Raw genomic sequence first — 17120 nt, forward strand, 5'->3', positions numbered from 1 at the left:
TCCCTCATGAAGAACATCCTCATCTCGGGTGCGAGTGTCGGCGGTCCCGCGCTGGCGTACTGGCTGAAGCGGCACGGGTTCGGTGTGACGGTCGTCGAGGTGTCGGAGGGGCTGCGGGCCGGCGGGCAGGCGATCGACGTGCGCGGGCCGGCGCTGGAGGTCGCCGAGCGGATGGGCGTCCTCGACCGGATCCGCGCGGAGCGCGTCGAGATGCGCGGAATGTCCATGGTGGACGCGGACGGCGGCGAGCTCTACCGGAGCGAGGAGTACACGATCACCGGCGGCGAGCTGGGCAGCCCCGATGTCGAGATCCTCCGCGACGACCTGTCCCGCATCCTCGTGGACGCGGCCGGGGACGGCGTCGAGTACCTGTTCGGCGACTCGATCGCCGGGCTGGAGCAGGACGACGACGGCGTCCGGGTGATCTTCCAGAGCGGGATGGTCCGGACGTTCGACCTGGTCGTCGGCGCCGACGGCGCCCACTCCAACACGCGCCGCCTCGTCTTCGGGCCGGAGAAGGACTTCATCGCCCACCTCGGCACGTACCTGGCGGTGTGGACGGCCCCGAACTTCCTCGGCCTGGACCGCTGGCAGGTCTTCCACCAGGTGCCGGGCAGCAGCTGGGGCGGCGGCGTGATGAGCGTCCGGGACAACGAGGAGGTCCGCGTCTACCTGGGCTTCGAGTCCGAGGAGCCGATCGAGTACGACTTCCGGGACACCGCCGCGCAGAAGAAGATCATGGAGGACGCGCTGGCCGGCGGCGGCTGGGTCCTGCCCGAGCTGCTGGAGGCGATGTGGGACGCGAAGGACTTCCACTTCGACTCGATGGCGCAGATCCGCATGGACTCCTGGTCGAAGGGGCGCGTCGTCCTGCTCGGGGACGCCGGCTACTGCGGCTCGCCGCTGTCCGGGCAGGGGACGAGCATGGCCATCGTCGGCGCGTACGTCCTGGCCGGGGAGCTGAAGGCGGTGGGCGGCGACCACCGCGCCGCGTTCGCGAACTACGAGCGGGAACTGCGCGGGTACGTCGCCGCGAACCAGGAGCTCGCGCTGACCAACAAGGCGCGGGTGGAGGCGCAGCGCAACGCCGAGATGGGCGCCGAGACCGAGATGATCGACTTTCAGGACTTCGGGGAGATCGTGGGCTCGTTCACCGTGCGGGACTACTGAGCGAGGCGGCCCGCTCCAGCAGGACCCTGCGTTCGGGCGCGTTGCGGGTGAGCTCCGCGGCGCGCTCGAACTGTGCGCGGGCCTCGTCCGGGCGGCCGAGGCGGGCGAGCAGATCGCCGCGGACACTGGGCAGCAGGTGGTGGTCGCGCAGGACCGGCTCGTCCAGCAGCGCGTCGGCGATTTCGAGGCCCTTGCCGGGGCCGTGCGCCATACCGACGGCCACCGCGCGGTTCAGCTCCACGATGGGGGACGGCGCGACGCTCGCGAGGATCTCGTAGAGCGAGGCGATCTGCGTCCAGTCGGTGTCGTCCGCGGTGGCGGCCTGGGCGTGCGAGGCGGCGATCGCGGCCTGCAGGACGTAGGGCCCGGGCGGCTCGCCGATCGCCTTCGCGCGGAGGAGGGCGGCGAAGCCGCGGTGGATGAGGAGCCGGTCCCAGCGGCCCCGGTCCTGCTCCAGCAGCGGGACGGGCTCGCCGGACGCCCCGGTGCGCGCCCGGGTGCGGGACGCCTGGATCTCCATCAGCGCGACGAGCCCGTGCACCTCGGGTTCGCCGGGCGCCAGCTCGGCGAGGACGCGGCCGAGGCGGAGCGCCTCCTGGCAGAGGTCCGTCCGCACCCAGGCGTCGCCCGAGGTGGCCGCGTACCCCTCGTTGAAGATCAGGTAGATGACCTCCAGGACGGACGACAGCCGGGCGGCGCGGTCCGGCCCCTCGGGGACCTCGAACGGCACGCCCGCCTCCGACAGCGTCCGCTTCGCCCGGACGATCCGCTGCGCCACGGTCGGCTCGGCCACGAGGAACGCGTGCGCGATCTCCTCGGTGGTGAGGCCGCCGAGCATCCGCAGCGTCAGCGCGACCCGCGCCTGTGTGGACAGGACGGGGTGGCAGGCGGTGAAGACGAGCCGCAGGACGTCGTCCTCGATCCGGTCGTCGTCGGGAACGTCGAGTTCGGCCGGCTCCCGGGTCTCCAGATCGCGCCCGAGCTCCTCGATCTTGTTGTCCAGGCGCTGCCGGCGGCGGATCCGGTCGATGGCGCGGCGCTTGCCGACGGCCATGAGCCAGGCGCCCGGGTTGTCCGGGACGCCCGACTCCGGCCACTGTTCGAGCGCGGCGACCAGAGCGTCCTGCGCGAGTTCCTCGGCGAGCCCGATGTCGTGCACCATCCGGGCGAGCCCGGCGATGATGCGCGCGGCCTCCAGCCGCCACACCGCGTCGACGCTCGCGTGGACACCGGACACGTCCGAAGTCGTCACGCTGCCGATGAGAGCACCCGCACCGGCCGCCGCGCAAGCTCAGCGGACGCTCACTCCCCGGGGAACGGGTCGCCCGGGCCGAACACCTGCTGGATGACGCCCTGGCCGTCCCCGACGATCGCCCAGAACCGCTTGGACAGCTCGATCGCCTCCTCGCGGGAGCGGACCTCGATGAGCGCGAAGCCGACGACCGCCTCCTTCGCCTCGGTGAACGGCCCGTCGGTGACCGTGATCTTGCCGCCGGAGGAGGTGATGCGGGTGCCGCCGGGCTCCAGCCCGCCGGTCGCCAGCAGCACCCCGCTCTTGGACATCTCCTCGATGAACTTGCCCATCTCCACTTGCGTCTTCTCGTCCGGCGGCCCGGCCTGCGCGGCGCCGTCGTCCGTCGTCATCATCAGGAAGCGCATCTCTGTCTCCTCTGTCTCCCGGCCGGTCCTCCCGGCCCGTCACTCACGCGTCGAAGAAGGGGGGACCGGATCGACACCGCGGCCCGGAATCTTTCGGATTTTCTCCCGGGGCCGTATCGTGCCAGGCCGTAGTCCTTTTTGCCCGCCTTCTCCCACTCGTCCCGCCGACCCGGTCCGGTGGGCAAGTGAGTCTCCAACGAGTAACTTCTTTCGGTGGAAAGGTTCTTACGCGTCGAGGAGGCGTCCCTTGGGAGACCCGGCACCGGATACCGGTGTGCAGTCCATGCCCCGGACCGGTGGCACGCGACCGCAGTCGGCGCGCGTCTGGAACTACTGGCTGGGCGGCAGGGACCACTACCCCGCCGACCGGGTGGCCGGCGACCGGTTCATCGGCGTCTACCCGCAGATCGTGGACATCGCCAAGCATTCGCGGGCCTTCCTCGGCCGTGCCGTCCGGCACCTGGCCGGAGAGGCGGGCATCAGGCAGTTCCTCGACGTCGGCACCGGCCTGCCGACCGCCGACAACACCCATGAGGTGGCGCAGCGCGTCGCGCCGGACGCCCGCATCGTGTACGTCGACAACGATCCGCTCGTCCTCGCTCATGCCCGCGCGCTGCTGACCGGCACCCGCGAGGGCGCCACCGAGTGCGTCGACGCCGACGTGCGCGATCCGGGCCGCATCCTCGCCGAGGCCGCGCGGACGCTCGACTTCAGCCGGCCCGTCGGGCTGATGCTGCTGAACATCCTCGGGCACGTCCCCGGCTACGACGAGGCGCGGTCCGTCGTGAGCCACCTTCTCGACGCGCTCCCCGGGGGCAGCCACCTCGTGGTCGCCGACGGCACCGACGTCTTCACCGGTGAGCGCTTCCGCTCCGCGATCCACATGTGGAACCAGGCGAGCGACACCCCGTACCACCTGCGGAAGCCCGAGCAGATCGCCGGGTACTTCAAGGGCCTGGACCTGCTGGAGCCGGGCGTCGTGCCGGTGTCGCGATGGCGCGCCGAGCCGGGCCCGTCCGGGGAACCGGGCGAGGTCGACGAGTTCTGCGCCGTGGGGCGCAAGGCGCCATGAGCGACGAACTCCCCGGCGACCGGGCCCGCGTCGCCCAGGACCACCACCTGACGGTCGGTCCGACGGTGCTCCGGATGCTGGTCGGCGCGCAGCTGCGCCGGTTCCGTGAGGACGCGGGAATCTCCACCGAGGACGCCGGGTACGAGATCCGCGGCTCCCACTCGAAGATCAGCCGGATGGAGCTCGGCCGCGTCGGCTTCAAGGAGCGCGACGTCGCCGACCTCCTGACCCTCTATGGCGTGACCGACCCGGACCTGCGCGAGCCGCTCCTGGAGCTGGCCGAGCACGCCAACACGCCCGGCTGGTGGCAGCGGTTCGGCGACGTCGTGCCCGCCTGGTTCGAGCCGTACCTCGGCCTGGAACAGGGCGCCGTGGTCGTCCGTGTGTACGAGGTCCAGGACGTCCCCGAACTGCTGCAGACCCCGGACTACGCCCGCGCCCTCCTCACCGCCCGCCACCCCGAGGCACGGCCGGAGGAGATCGAACGCCGGGTGGACCTGCGGATGCGTCGTCGCCGCGTGTTCGACCGCTCCCGACCGCTGCGGCTGTGGGCGATTCTGGACGAGGCGGCGCTGTGCCGGACGGTCGGCGGCGCCGCGACCATGCTCGGCCAGATCGAGCATCTGGCCGAGATGGCGGCGCTGCCCAACATCACCGTGCAGATCCTCCCGTTCACCTCGGGCGGCCACGCGGCGGAGGGCGGCCGGGTGACGCTGCTGCGGTTCGCCGAGCCGGAACTGCCCGACGTCGTCTACCTGGAGCAGCTCACGGGCGCCCTCTACCCGGACAGGACCTCCGACATCGCCCGCTACCGGGACGTCCTGAACCGCCTCGGTGTCCAGGCCGAGCCACCGGACCGCACCCGGGAGCTCCTCCGGACCGCCCTGTCCCGGCTGATCTGAGCGCCCTACTTCCCGGCCGGGACGTAGGTGGCGATGATGACGCCGGTCTTGAAGACCTCGGTGCCGGCCAGCTCGAACGACGCGGAGAAGTCCTTGACGTTGAGCATGCCCACGGGGTCGCCGGGTCCGACGAGCACCGGGTGGATCCACAGCCGCAGCTCGTCCAGCAGACCGTTCGAGACGAGCGTCCGCGACACCGGCCCGAAGCCGTACTGCAGGATGTCCTGGCCGTCCTCCTCCTTCAGCTTCGTGATCTCGGCGACGGCCTCGGCCCGCGGGATCGCCGTCGTGTTCCCCCAGCCGGGCTTCTTCAGGGAGTCGGACACGACGTAGTGGGGCAGGTTGTTCATCCGGACGCCGAAGTCGCCGGTCGCCTCCTCCATCGCCGGCCACGCCTGCGAGAAGCCGTCGAACGTCCTGCGGCCCATGAGCAGGGCGCCGCAGGAGAACAGCAGCTCGTTGGCGTATGAGGCGGCCTCGTCCTGGAAGTAGGCCGACGTCCAGTTCTGCGGGTTGTCGATGACGCCGTCCAGTGACACGTACGTCGAGTTGATGATCTTGCGCATGTTGTCCTCCGTCGCCTGTGATCGTTCGCCTTCTCGCTGGCCTGAACCACGATGCGCCCGACCGTTTACGACATCCTTACGGCCCCTTTTCCGCGGCGGGGGCGGATCGGCGCCGCGCGGCCGGGACCGGACGGCCCCACTAGGGTCGGGATGTGCGCTTCGGAGTGCTGGGTTCCGGTGCCCGGGGTCAACTACTCGGCCCTGAAAGCAAGGCCGCGTAGTTAGGCGGTGGAGGGCGTCCGTCAACTCACTTGTTTCGTGGCGGTGTGGCGCCGTGCAACAGGAACGGGACCTCTGATAGTCGCGGTGAAGCCGACCAAGGTCTTCACTGCTCGTATGAGAGGTCCCGTTGTCCCGCCAGTCTGCCATCTGCGTGGTCACCCGTGCCGTTGAAGCTGCCGCAGGTCTGTTCGCGCCTGGTCATCTGGGCGAATTGACCCAGCACATCCCCTTCGAACTCGTCGACGACGTGCTGGAACGCACCGGCCGTACCGAGCGCCGGCTGCGACGACTGCCCTCGCGGGTCGGGGTGTACTTCGTGCTCGCTCTCGCGCTGTTCCCTGCCCTGGGGTACGCCCGGGTGTGGAGCAAACTGGTGGCGGGCCTGGGCCCGGCCGCAGGCGCGGCCCCATCGGAGAAGGCGCTGCGTGACGTGCGCCGACGCATCGGCGCGGCACCTTTGAAGCTGCTGTTCGAAACGCTGGCAGGTCCGGTGGCTCAGCCGGGAACCCCGGGCGCCTGCTACCGGCGCTGGCGGACCGTGGCCCTGGACGGCTGCTCCTCGATCAAGGCTCCTGACCAGCCGCGGGTCATCGGCTGGCTGGGCAAGGTCTTGCGGCCCAACGGCTGGGACGGCTATCCGATGCTGCGGCTGATGGTCTTGTGCGAGACCGGAACCCGCGCGCTGCTCGGCGCCTGCTTCGGCCCCACCGACCGCGGCGAGCGCCACTACGCCCAGTCCCTGCTGAACCTGCTGGATGCGAGCATGCTGGTGCTGGCCGACCGCGGCTTTGACTCCGATGACTTCCTCGCCCAGGTGACCGACACCCAAGCTCACCTGCTGATCCGCCTGAACGGACGACGGACCCCGGCCGTGCTCGCCCGCCTGCCCGACGGGTCGTTCTTGACCCGGATCGGCGGCCGGCACCTGCGGATCATCAACGCCGGCATCACTGTCACCTGCGCCGACGGCCAGCCCTTCACCGAGCACTACCGGCTGGCCACAACCCTGCTGGACCACCGCACCGACCAGGCCGCAGCCCTGGTCAAGCTCTACCACGAACGCTGGGAGGTCGAATCCGCCTTCTACGCCCTGCGCCACACCCTCCTGGACGGTCTCGTCCTGCGCTCACAAGACCCGTTCGGCATCGCCCAGGAACTGTGGGCCCAGCTGACCGTCTACCAGGCCCTGCGGCGCGCGATGTCCGAGGCCACCGGCACCGTTCCCGGCATCGACCCCGACCGGGCCAGCTTCACAACCGCCCGTGAGGCCGCCCGCGACCAGCTCGTCACCGCGCAAGGCATCCTCCCCGGCTCCCCGGGCAGCGGGGCCCTCACCGAGGCGGTCCTTTCCAGCCTGCTGCCCAGGCGCCGCACCCGCACCAGCGCCCGAAAGGTCAAGGCGTTCACCTCCCGCTATCGCGGCAACTCCGCCGATCCCAGGCCGCTGACCAGCCGGAACATCACCCACCTCGCCATCACGATCACAAAACCACCCCAAGACATCACCTCCTCTCCCAGCACCAGCGGCCAAGGGCGACGCGATCGCACCGTCCGCCTCCTAAGGACCGACAGCGACCGCGACTGGACCGCGCACGAGATCGCCAAAGCCCTCGGGATCGACCACTACCGCAGCCTCTGCGCGCAGCTTGGGCACTGGGTGAAAGAAGGCGTCCTTCACAGGACAGCCCGAGGGCTCTACCGGCTGACACCGACCTGGCAAGCACCAGAAACGATCACGGACTTGCCACTGCCCCCCACCGCCTAACTACGCGGCCTTGGCCCTGAAGGACCGAGCTTGCCGATTCGGTCCTTGTGGGCGTTGTTTACGCTCCCGACTGCCCGCTACGGCGGGGCGGTCACGGGTCGCATCCACCAGCCCGACGCTAGGCGGGGGCCGGATCGGGCATGTTGACGAATACCCACGCCGAGCGTGCGCGGTCGCGCACGTTGACCCCGGCGACGACGTCGGCGGGCCCAGCGAGACCACACCGACGACAGCAGAAGCGATCCCGAGCGGGCCGGTTGGCCTGCGCGATGTGGCCGCAGCGCGGGCAGCGCTGCGAGGTGTAGGCCGGATCCACCGTGATGAACGGCACACCGGCGCGACGGGCCTTGTAGGCGATGAACGCGCCGAGTTGGTGGAAGGGCCAGGAGGACAGGCATGCCCGCTGGTCGCGAGGAACCGTGACCCGTGCGCGTATCCCACTCAGCTCTTCGAGTGCGATGCCGCGTCCGGTGTGTGCCGCGACGGCGACGACCTGCTTGGAAATCGTGTGATTGACATGCCGGGCGTGCCGCGCCTCCCGGCGGGCGCGCTTCTTCAGCCGCCGGGCCGCCGCGCGGGTGCGTTTGGCCTGGAGTTCGGCGCGTTTGCGGGCCTGCCACCGCCGGTACCGGTCCAGACGCCGACCCTGGTGGTTGTCGCCGTCGGAGGTAGTGGCCAGGTTGATGATGCCGCGGTCGACCCCGACCCAGTCGGCGGGCTGGTACACCTGCGGGTCAGGGACGTCGCAGGTGGCGATCAGGAACCATTTCCCGTCCCGGTGGACCAGGTCGGATTCTCCCTTGCGGTGCGCGGCGAGCATTTTGGCCTGGTCGGGTGAGCAGGTGAACCGCAGGTTCTTGCACCGCCCGGCCACCGTCCAGATAGGGCGTCCCCGGCGACTGGGCGGCCCGGCGCGAGGAGGCCCTCCGGCTCGTGGACGCGACCGGTGACGCGCACCTCAAGGCGTGGGCGCGCTGGTTCCTGACGTTCGCCCGGTCCGACCTGGACGACATCGCGGCGGGCGCCGCACCGCTGGACGAGGCGCTGGCGGCGTTCCGCGCGTCCGGCGACCGATGGGGTGAGGCGGCGGCGCTGGTGATGCGGGCCATGTACGCCCACGCCCGCGGTGACCCGGCCGCGCTGGAACACGACGCCGAGCGGGCCGCCGCGCTGTTCGGCGAGGTCGGTGACCGCTGGGGCCGGCTCCAGGCGGTGGAGTGGCTGGGCGCGCTGGCGGAGCTGACCGGCGACTACGAACGGGCCGAGCGGCTGCAGCACGACGGGCAGCGGATGGCGGAGGAACTGCGGATGTGGCCGGACGTCGCCGTCCGGATGGCGTGGCGCGGCTGGATCGCCCACCTGCGCCGTGACCACGCGACCGCCCGCAGGCTGTTCGGGCGGGCGCACCGGATCGCCGTGGAGCAGGGGTTCGCGCAGGCCGTGACGTTCGCCGACCTCGGGCTCGGGCTGGTGGCGTGCCGTGAGGGGCGCCTCGACGACGCGGAGGACCGGCTGCGGCCCATGCTCGCGGCGGCGTCGCCCGAGGAGACCCCGCCGCTGTATCTGACGCTGGTCCAGACGGGGCTCGGATACGTGGCCGAGGCGCGCGGCGACGCGGCGTCCGCCGTGCGGTACCAGCGGGACGCGCTGGCCGTCGCGATCAGGCTGGAGGCGCCGCGCGACCTGGCGGGCTCCCTGGAGGGCCTGGCCGCCGCGCTGACGCTGTCCGGACGGCACCGGGACGCGGCGGAGGCGCTGGGGAAGGCGGCGGACGTCCGGGAAGCGGCCGGTGTGCCCCCCGGCCCGGCCGAGCAGGACGACATCGAACGGGCCACCGGTCGCGCACGCGACGCGCTCGACGCGGACGGGTTCGCGGAGGCGTTCGCCGCCGGCGCCCTTCTCGAACCGGCGGAGATCCTGCGGCGGGCGGAGTCCGTCCCGCCGGAGGGTCCCTCCGGCTGGGCGCCACGGTGAGCAATTTGTCCCGTATTGCAAGAACGTTGCGAAATGTCAAAATAGCGTCACAGGCCCTTGTGGGGGCCCCGTGCATGAAAGATGATCATCGGCCGTGGGGCCGCGGGGGATAGTTCTCAGACGCATGACCGGCGATCGGACGCTGGTGCTCGCCGCGTGCGCGACCGCGCTGTTCGCCACGACCGTCCTCGCCGCCCTGGTCGGCTACACCGGATCGGTCACCCGCGAGGGGCTGCGCCGCACGCTGGCGGACGCGACCTTCGAGTCCGTGGGGACCACGCTCGGCACGCACGTCCCGGCGAACGGCCTCACCAAGGTGCAGGGGCAGGTCGACCAGGCGCTCAAGCAGATCTACCGGGACGTCCCGCTGTCGATCTCGATGAGCGTGCGCAGCGACTCCTACACGCTGCCAGGGCAGGAGAAGAGCGACCATCCCGACCTGACGGCGTTCGAGACCTACACCGGGATCGACGAGCAGGCCCGGCTCACCAACGGCCGCTGGCCCGGGCCGGGGACCGCCGAAGAGGTCGAGGCGGCCCTGCCCGGCGCCGCCGCCCGCGCCATGCACGCCGACGTCGGCGACGTCCTCACGCTGCACGGACGCGTGGACGAGAAGTCGGTCGTGAAGGTGCGCGTCGTCGGGTTGTTCGACGTCCCCGACCCGCAGGACTACTTCTGGCAGGACGACAAGCTCATCACCACCGGCGTCGAACGGCTCGACTACACGACGTACGGGCCGTTCGTCGTGCCGCCCGAGGTGTTCGCCGCCCGGTTCACCGGCACCGGCTCCGAGGCCCGCTTCACCGTCATGCCCGACCTGCGCAGTGTCGCCCCCGGCGACCTCGGCCCGCTCGGCGACCGGGTCACCGCCGGCGGCGACACCTTCAAGAAGGCCGGTGACGGGGCGCAGTTCAGCGTCGCGACCGATCTGCCCGAGCTGACCGGGCAGCTGAGCACCGCCCTTCAGGTGGCACGGTCCACCATGCTCATCCCGGTGATCCAGCTCGTCCTGCTCGCCGGCTGCGCGTGGCTGCTCGTCGCCCGGCTGCTCGCCGACCACCGGCGCGGCGAGACCGCCCTGCTGCGGACCCGCGGCATGGGGATGCGCCAGCTCGCCCGGCTCGGCCTCGCCGAGGGGCTGCTGATCGTCCTGCCCGCGGCGGCGTTCGGCCCGCTGCTGGCCGGGCCCCTGCTGCGGCTGGCCGGGCACGCGCCCGCGGTGCGGGACTCGGGACTGCGGCTCGACGCCGGGCCGCTCCCGCCGCTCTGGATCGTCTCCGTGCTGACCGCGCTCGCCTGCGCGGTCGTCCTGACCGTCCCGACGCTGCGCGGCGCGAACCGGACGTTCGTGGAGGCGCAGGCCGGCATCGGGCGGCAGGGGCGCGGCGGCCTGCGCGGCTCGGGCACCGACCTCGCGCTGCTGCTCGTCGCCGGGCTCGCGATCTGGCAGCTCACCCGGTACGGGGCGGACGGCGCGGGCGGCGGGGACGGCACGTCCGGCATCGACCCGTTCATCGTGTCCGGCCCGGCCCTGGCCCTGCTCGCCGGCGGGGTGCTGCTGCTCCGTCTGGTCCCGTTCGTCTCCGGGGTCGCCGAACGGGCCGCCACCCGGGGCCGCGGGCTCGTGCCCGTCCTCGGCACCCGGCAGGTCGGGCGCCGCCAGCTCAGGTACACCGGGCCGGTGCTGCTGCTGGTCATGGCGATGGCCGTCGGGGTGCTGTCGGTGACGACGATGGCGACCTGGCGGCGGTCGCAGACCGACCAGGCCGACTTCCAGAGCGGCGCCGACCTGCGGCTCTCCGTCTCCCCCGCGGCGGGGAGCCCGGCCCCGCTCGGGCAGCAGGGGAGGTTCGCGGCGCTGCCCGGCGTCTCGGCCGCGACGGCGGTGCTGCGCATGGACGCCGACCTCGGCACCGAGCCCGCGACGATGCTCGGCGTCGACGCGAAGACCCTCGGCCCGCTCCTGCGCGTCGAGCCCGCGCTGCGGGACGACCTGCGGCTGGGCGAACTGGCGAAGGCGCGTCCGGCCGTCCCGGCGCTGACGGTCCCGGGGAAGCCGAAGCGGCTGCTGTTCGACCTGAAGCTCGGCCGCTCCGGCCCGGACCCCGAAGTGCCCCCGGACTACGTCCCGCCGCTCGGCAAGGGCTACCGGTTCGAGGTGACCGTCGTGGACGCGAACGGGCTGACCCGCCAGGTGCCCCTGCCCGGCTTCGACGCGGACGGCGACGAGCACACCCTCGCGGTGGACGCCGCCGACCTGGCCGGGCCGGACGGCGTGCTGTCCTACCCATTGTCGGTCCGCGGCATCCACTTCGACTACGACGACAACAGGCTCTCGGGCAGGCTCGACCTCGACGTGCTGGGCATCCGCGGCGACGGCACGGGCGAGGCCGCGCTGCCCGCCGGAGCCCGCTGGGACGCCTTCGCCGCCCCGCAGGACCTGGAGCACCCGCTCAAGGCGCGCGCCGAGAGCACGAAGGACGCACTGGCGAAGCTCACGGTCCCCTCGTCCCCCGCCCTCGACCGCGAGGGCTTCTACGGCTACGCGACCGGCACTGCCGTCCACGCGATGCTCGGCACGTCCAAGCCGCCGTCCCACGACATCAAGAACACCGACCTTCTGCCGGTCGTGCCCGGCGTCATCACCGCGGAGATGGCGAAACGCGCCAAGGTCGGCGTCGGCGGCACCGTCACCGTGAACACCCTCGACGGCGACCAGCCGGTCAAGGTCACGGGGATCACGCCGGCGCTGCCGAGCGTGCCGCCCGGCCGGCCGGGCGTCCTGGTCGACCTGCCCACCCTCACCCAGGACCGGCTCGCCGTGGACGGAGCCGGCGTCGAGAGCATCACCCCCCGCGAATGGTGGGTGTCTGCGCGCGGCGGGCGCACGGCCCCGGCCGTCCGGGAGCTCACCCGGCATCCCGGCTGGGGCGAGGTCGCCGCCGACCGCGTCGAGACCCGCTCCCGGCTCCGCGACGCTCCGCTCGGAGCGGCGCTCCAGGGCGCGCTCGTGCTCGGCTTCGGCGCGGCGCTGGCGTTCGCCGTCATCGCCTTCGTGGTGAACGCGGCGGTGACCGCCGGCGAGCGGTACCGCGAGTTCGCGGTGCTGCGGGCCCTTGGGGTGCATCCCCGGCAGGTCGCCGGGATGCTCGCGATCGAGCAGGCGTACCTGGTCGCGCTGGGACTGCTGGGCGGGACGGTCCTCGGCCTCGTCGTGGCCCGGCTCGTCGTCCCGCACATCGTGCTCAGCGTGCAGGCCGCGCAGCCGTATCCGCCCGCGGAGCTGGTCGTCCAATGGCCCGTGGTGCTGGCCGTGCTCGGTGCGGTGGCGGCGGTGCTCGGGCTCGTGCTGGCACCGGTGATCCGGACGCTGCGGCGCCGGAACCTCGGCGCGGGCCTGCGCGTGGGGGAGGACCGATGAGAGGGGCCGCGATCCGGCTCGCCCGCGCGCAGTGGGCGCCGCTCACCGCGCTGGCCGTGCTGACGCTGGTGTCCGCGCTGCTCGCCGTCGCCGTCCCGTCCCGGACGACCGCCGGCTACGACCGCGCCGTGGCCGCCGCGGTGGGCCCGGGCGCCGACATCCGCGTGCGTGGCGAGGCGGCGGGCAGCACCGCCTTCTCCGGCGTCCCCAGCGAGGCGGCCCTGGGCGCCAACGCCATCGCCTGGCAGCAGCGGCTGCCCCGCTCCCTGAGCGATGTCGTCGGCGAGCCCGAGTCGTCCGTCACCTCGCCTGGGAACGCGGTCGAGGGACGGTTCAGCCGGCCCAGGCTCCTCTACCTGGGCTGGGAGCCGGGTGCGTGGCGCCGCATCCGGGTCGTGACCGGGCAGCCGGCCTACAACAAGCCGGGACAGACGAGCGGCGACATGCAGGCCATGGTCGCCAAGGCGTACGCGGACCGGCTCGGCCACAAGACCGGCGACCTGATCACGATCAGTGGCATGAGCGTCCGCATCACCGGCCTGTACGAGCCGCTGAACCCCGCCGACCCGTTCTGGGCGCCGCGCGCCCGGATCCTGCACCCGACCGTCGAGTTCCTCCCCAAGACGACCATCGAGGCCGACGCGGGGACGGCCTTGATCGACAGCGCCGGGTACACGCGCCTCACCCGCGACCCGCGCACCAAGCTGACGTACGAGTGGCGGTTCCCGGTCCGCACCGGCGCGGTCAGCGCGGGACAGGCCAGGGCCATGGGCCGCGACCTCGACGCCTTCCGCTCGGCGGTCGAGGGACGCGCCGACCTGTTCCCCTGCGAGGTCTCCACCGCGCTCGACAACCGGCTGAAGGAGTTCACCGGACGGCTGCGCACCGCCCAGTCCGTCATCGGCCTCGCCTCCGGCGGGCTCGTCGCGGTCGCCGCCGGGGTGCTGCTTCTCGCCGCCGGGCTCCTCGGCGAGCGGCTCCGGCCCGTCCTCGGCGTCATGCGGGCGCGCGGCGCGTCGCTGCGCCAGCTCGCCGGGCCCGCCTGCGGGCTGACGGCCCTCGCCGCCGTCCCGTCCGCCGTGCTCGGATACGCGGCGGGACGGCTGCTGGACGCCGGCCCGCCGCAGACCGTTTCGATCTACGCGATCGCCGTGCTCGTCGTGGTGGTGCTGGGCGTTTCGGCGGTCACGGTCCTGCGGGAGCGCGGCGGCGGCCTCGGCTCGGTGACCGACCGGCGGGACGATCTCGTCGCGGCGCGCCCGTCGCGGCGGCGGCTCGTTCTGGACGTCCTGCTGGTGACGCTCGCCGTGATCGGCGTCGTGCTGCTGCGGGAGCGCGGCGCGTCCGCCGGCACCGACCCGCTGATCGCCGCCGTCCCCGTGCTGCTCGGCGCGGCCCTCGGCGTGCTCGTCCTGCGCGTCTACCCGGTTCTGCTGCGGGCGGCCGGGCCGTTCCTGCGGCGGCGCAGCGGGGCCGTCGCGTTCATCGGCGTCGCCCGCGCCTCCCGGCAGAACCTCGTCGGGGCGCTGCCGCTGGTCGTCCTGCTGCTGGCCGCGGTCGTCGCCGGCTTCACCGCCACCGTGGACACCGCGCTGCGGACCGGGCAGGAGCGCGCCTCCTGGGCCGAGACCGGCGCCGAGGCGCGCGTCGAGGCAGGGCCGCTGGACGACGCCGCGCTGCGCCGCATCCGCACCGCACCCGGGGTGACCGGCGCCGTCCGGGCCCGGGTCATCGTCGGGGCCACGACCGCCACGGACCCGGCGCCGGTGACGGTGGTCGGCGTGGACGTCGACGCCTACCGGAAGCTCGCCCCCGAGGTACCCGGCATCCCGGATTCCGGCGTCCTGGCGTCGCCGCTCGCCGCCCGCACCCTGGGGTCCGGTGACGCCGCCCTCAGCCGCGCGGGCATGGACCCGATCCGCGTGAAGCCGTCCGCCCAGATCGAGAGCTTCCCCGGGCAGGAGACCGGCAGCGCGTTCGTCATCGTCCCCTACCGGATGGTCGCCGGGGCTACCGGCTTCCCGTCCCAGGTCTTCGTCGCCGGGCACGACATCGACGCCAAGGTGCTGCGCGCCGCCTCCGGGAACGACGTCGTGATGCGGCGGGACGTGCTCCGCGACATGACGCGGCTGCCGCTGGTGTCGGTCGTCCACGACACGTTCCGGGACGGCGCTCTGGCCGGCGGGACGTTCGGGCTGCTCGCCGTCCTGCTCGTCCTCGTCGTCGGCGCCCGCGCCCGCGGCCGCACCATCGCCCACCTGCGTGCCCTCGGGCTGAGCCGACGGCAGAGCCGGGGCCTCGCGCTCGTCGAGATCGCGCCCGTCCTGCTGTGCGCGGTCGGCGCCGGATGGGTGCTCGGCCTGCTGCTCCCCGAGATCACCGGGCCGGTCGTGGACCTGCGCCCTTACACCGGCGGCTTCGCCGTCACCGCACACGTCCCGGGGGTCTCGGCGCTGCTCGGGCTTCTCGGCGCGCTGCTCCTCGCCGCCGCCGCGGCCGTCGCCGTCGACCGCGCCTTCGACACCGACCCCGGAAACGTCCTGAGAACGGGGGACTCATGACCAACACGCCGGACCTCGCCGAACTGGAACGCCGCGCCGCCGAACGCGGCCCCGTCTACGGCGAGGGCGCGCACATCGTCTGCGACAACCTCGTCCGCATCTACAAGACCGACGGCGTCGAGGTCGTCGCGCTGCAGGGCCTCGACCTGCTCGTCGACCCCGGCGAGCTGGTCGCCATCGTGGGCGCCTCCGGCTCGGGGAAGTCGACGCTGCTGAACATCCTGTCGGGCCTGGACGTGCCGACCGCCGGCGTCGCCCGCGTCGCCGGCTCCGACCTGCTCACCATGGCGTCCAAGGAACGGCTGAAGTTCCGGCGGGAGCAGGTCGGGTTCATCTGGCAGCAGACGTCCCGGAACCTGCTGCCGTACCTGACCGCCGCGCAGAACGTCGAACTGCCCATGAAGTTCGCCGGCCGCTCCCGCCGGGCACGCGCCACCCGCGCGGCCGAACTGCTCGGCATGCTGGACGTCGGCGACTGCGCGGGCCGCCGCCCCGCCGAGCTGTCCGGCGGGCAGCAGCAGCGCATCGCGATCGCCGTCGCCGTCGCGAACGAGCCGCACGTCGTTCTCGCCGACGAACCCACCGGCGAACTCGACACGGCCACCGCCGCCGGGGTGTTCGCCGCGCTGCGCCGCGTCAACGAGGAACTCGGCACCACCACCGTCGTCGTCACCCACGACGCGCAGGTGTCCGAGCGCGTCGACCGGACCGTCGGCATCCGCGACGGCCGCACCAGCGTCGAGGTCCGCCGCCGCTCCGAGGACGACGGGACGCGCACGGTCGAGGAGTACGCCCTCCTCGACCGCGTCGGCCGCGTCCAGCTCCCCAAGGGGTTCACCGAGGCCTTGGACATGCGCGACCGCGTCCGCCTCGCCCTGGAAAGCGACCACGTCGGCGTCTGGCCCGACCGGGAGGAAACGGAATGACCGACCCGATGGTGGCCGTCGAAGAACTCGTCCGGACCTACCGGACGGGCAAGATCGAGGTGCCGGCGCTGCGCGGCGCGTCGTTCACCGTCGAGCCCGGCGAGCTCGTCGCCGTCAAGGGACGCTCGGGCTCCGGCAAGACGACGCTGCTCAACCTGATCGGCGGCCTGGACACCCCCGACGGCGGCTCGGTCCGCGTCGACGGCCGCGACGTCGGCGCCCTCTCCGAGGACGACCTCCTCGCCCTGCGCCGCGACGACATCGGCTACATCTTCCAGTCGCACGGCCTCATCCCCGTCCTGTCGGCCGCTGAGAACGTCGAGGTGCCGCTCCGCCTCGTCCGCACGCCGCCCGCGAAGCGCGACGAACGCGTCCGCGTTCTCCTGGGCCTCGTCGGCCTGGCCGACCACGCAGCCCAGCGGCCCTACGAACTCTCCGGCGGCCAACGCCAGCGCGTGGCCATAGCCCGCGCCCTGGCCAACCGCCCCCGCCTGCTCTTGGCGGACGAACCCACAGGCCAGCTCGACTCCGAAACCGCCGCCGCGATCATGCCGCTGCTCCGCGCGGTCGTCTCCAGCGAAGGCGTAACGGTCCTGGTAGCCACCCACGACCAGACCCTCCTGGCGGAGGCCGACCGAGTGCTGAACCTGGAAGACGGCGTAGTAACCGAGGCGCCCGTCCCCGCCTGACCGTCACTCGACGGGAACGGCGTCCACCAGCTCGGGATTCGCCCGCCGCTTACTGGTGCGATTGCCCCTGTTCGGGGCTGGCATGCGTCTCTGACGGCGCCGCCGTTCTGCCCGGCGGCATGCCGGGCTCCACGTGATCAGTGGCCGGGCCTCTTCCACCTGGTCTGGGGCCTGGCCTACGCATGGCTGGCCC

12 protein-coding genes and 1 pseudogene are annotated in these 17120 nt (G+C 72.7%); 9 read left to right on the forward strand and 4 right to left on the reverse strand.

Translation table 11 applies throughout. The annotated features are described in order from the left end of the window. The first annotated feature begins 6 nt into the window (after positions 1–6). Positions 7–1170: an FAD-dependent monooxygenase gene (locus tag ACQPXG_RS07650; RefSeq protein ID WP_433466910.1), complete on the forward strand. Its 1164-nt coding sequence runs from the start codon at positions 7–9 to the stop codon at positions 1168–1170. On the opposite strand, the gene ACQPXG_RS07655 is transcribed toward ACQPXG_RS07650, so the two are convergent. Next, positions 1151–2332 carry an RNA polymerase sigma factor gene (locus tag ACQPXG_RS07655; protein WP_433469917.1) on the reverse strand — a complete coding sequence of 394 codons (1182 nt, stop codon included), beginning with the start codon at positions 2330–2332 and terminating at the stop codon, positions 1151–1153. The two genes, ACQPXG_RS07650 and ACQPXG_RS07655, sit on opposite strands and share 20 nt — an antisense overlap. A 140-nt stretch (positions 2333–2472) precedes the next feature. After that, positions 2473–2829 (reverse strand): YciI family protein, encoded by a 357-nt coding sequence (locus tag ACQPXG_RS07660; RefSeq protein ID WP_433466911.1) that lies wholly within the window; start codon positions 2827–2829, stop codon positions 2473–2475. Between the two features lie 283 nt (positions 2830–3112). On the opposite strand from ACQPXG_RS07660, the gene ACQPXG_RS07665 reads away from it, so the two are divergent. Then, entirely contained in the window at positions 3113–3901 is a 789-nt protein-coding gene (locus tag ACQPXG_RS07665) for an SAM-dependent methyltransferase (RefSeq protein ID WP_433466912.1), read from the forward strand. Further along, positions 3898–4803, forward strand: coding sequence for a helix-turn-helix domain-containing protein (locus ACQPXG_RS07670; RefSeq protein ID WP_433466913.1), 906 nt, complete (start codon positions 3898–3900; stop codon positions 4801–4803). Before ACQPXG_RS07665 ends, ACQPXG_RS07670 begins: the two co-directional genes overlap by 4 nt. A gap of 5 nt (positions 4804–4808) precedes the next feature. Here the strand turns inward: ACQPXG_RS07670 and ACQPXG_RS07675 are convergent, their stop codons facing one another. Then, complete coding sequence (locus tag ACQPXG_RS07675; protein ID WP_433466914.1) at positions 4809–5369, reverse strand: dihydrofolate reductase family protein; 561 nt, start codon at positions 5367–5369, stop codon at positions 4809–4811. A 349-nt stretch (positions 5370–5718) separates the two neighbouring features. Between ACQPXG_RS07675 and ACQPXG_RS07680 the strand changes: the two are divergent. Then, positions 5719–7376, forward strand: a pseudogene (locus tag ACQPXG_RS07680) (IS4 family transposase). 98 nt (positions 7377–7474) lie between these two features. Here the strand turns inward: ACQPXG_RS07680 and ACQPXG_RS07685 are convergent. Further along, positions 7475–8230: an RNA-guided endonuclease InsQ/TnpB family protein gene (locus ACQPXG_RS07685; RefSeq protein ID WP_433466915.1), complete on the reverse strand. Its 756-nt coding sequence runs from the start codon at positions 8228–8230 to the stop codon at positions 7475–7477. Positions 8231–8289: 59 nt separating this feature from the next. Between ACQPXG_RS07685 and ACQPXG_RS07690 the strand changes: the two genes are divergently transcribed. The 5 genes from ACQPXG_RS07690 (at position 8290) to ACQPXG_RS07710 (ending at position 16927) form a co-directional block, all read left to right on the forward strand. Then, positions 8290–9330: a hypothetical protein gene (locus ACQPXG_RS07690; RefSeq protein ID WP_433466916.1), complete on the forward strand. Its 1041-nt coding sequence runs from the start codon at positions 8290–8292 to the stop codon at positions 9328–9330. A 124-nt stretch (positions 9331–9454) separates the two neighbouring features. Next, the gene (locus ACQPXG_RS07695; protein WP_433466917.1) at positions 9455–12751 is read left to right on the forward strand and encodes an FtsX-like permease family protein; all 3297 of its coding nucleotides are present in this window, start codon (positions 9455–9457) and stop codon (positions 12749–12751) included. Further along, the gene (gene cas5, locus ACQPXG_RS07700) at positions 12748–15312 is read left to right on the forward strand and encodes a CRISPR-associated protein Cas5 (protein ID WP_433466918.1); all 2565 of its coding nucleotides are present in this window, start codon (positions 12748–12750) and stop codon (positions 15310–15312) included. Before ACQPXG_RS07695 ends, cas5 begins: the two co-directional genes overlap by 4 nt. Then, entirely contained in the window at positions 15309–16238 is a 930-nt protein-coding gene (locus ACQPXG_RS07705; RefSeq protein ID WP_433466919.1) for an ABC transporter ATP-binding protein, read from the forward strand. Before cas5 ends, ACQPXG_RS07705 begins: the two co-directional genes overlap by 4 nt. Then, positions 16235–16927: an ABC transporter ATP-binding protein gene (locus tag ACQPXG_RS07710; RefSeq protein WP_433466920.1), complete on the forward strand. Its 693-nt coding sequence runs from the start codon at positions 16235–16237 to the stop codon at positions 16925–16927. The genes ACQPXG_RS07705 and ACQPXG_RS07710 overlap by 4 nt, the downstream gene beginning before the upstream one ends. The last annotated feature ends 193 nt before the right edge of the window (positions 16928–17120 follow it).

The sequence above is a fragment of the Spirillospora sp. CA-128828 genome (assembly GCF_050945415.1).
In the GTDB taxonomy this organism is placed as follows: Bacteria; Actinomycetota; Actinomycetes; order Streptosporangiales; family Streptosporangiaceae; genus Spirillospora.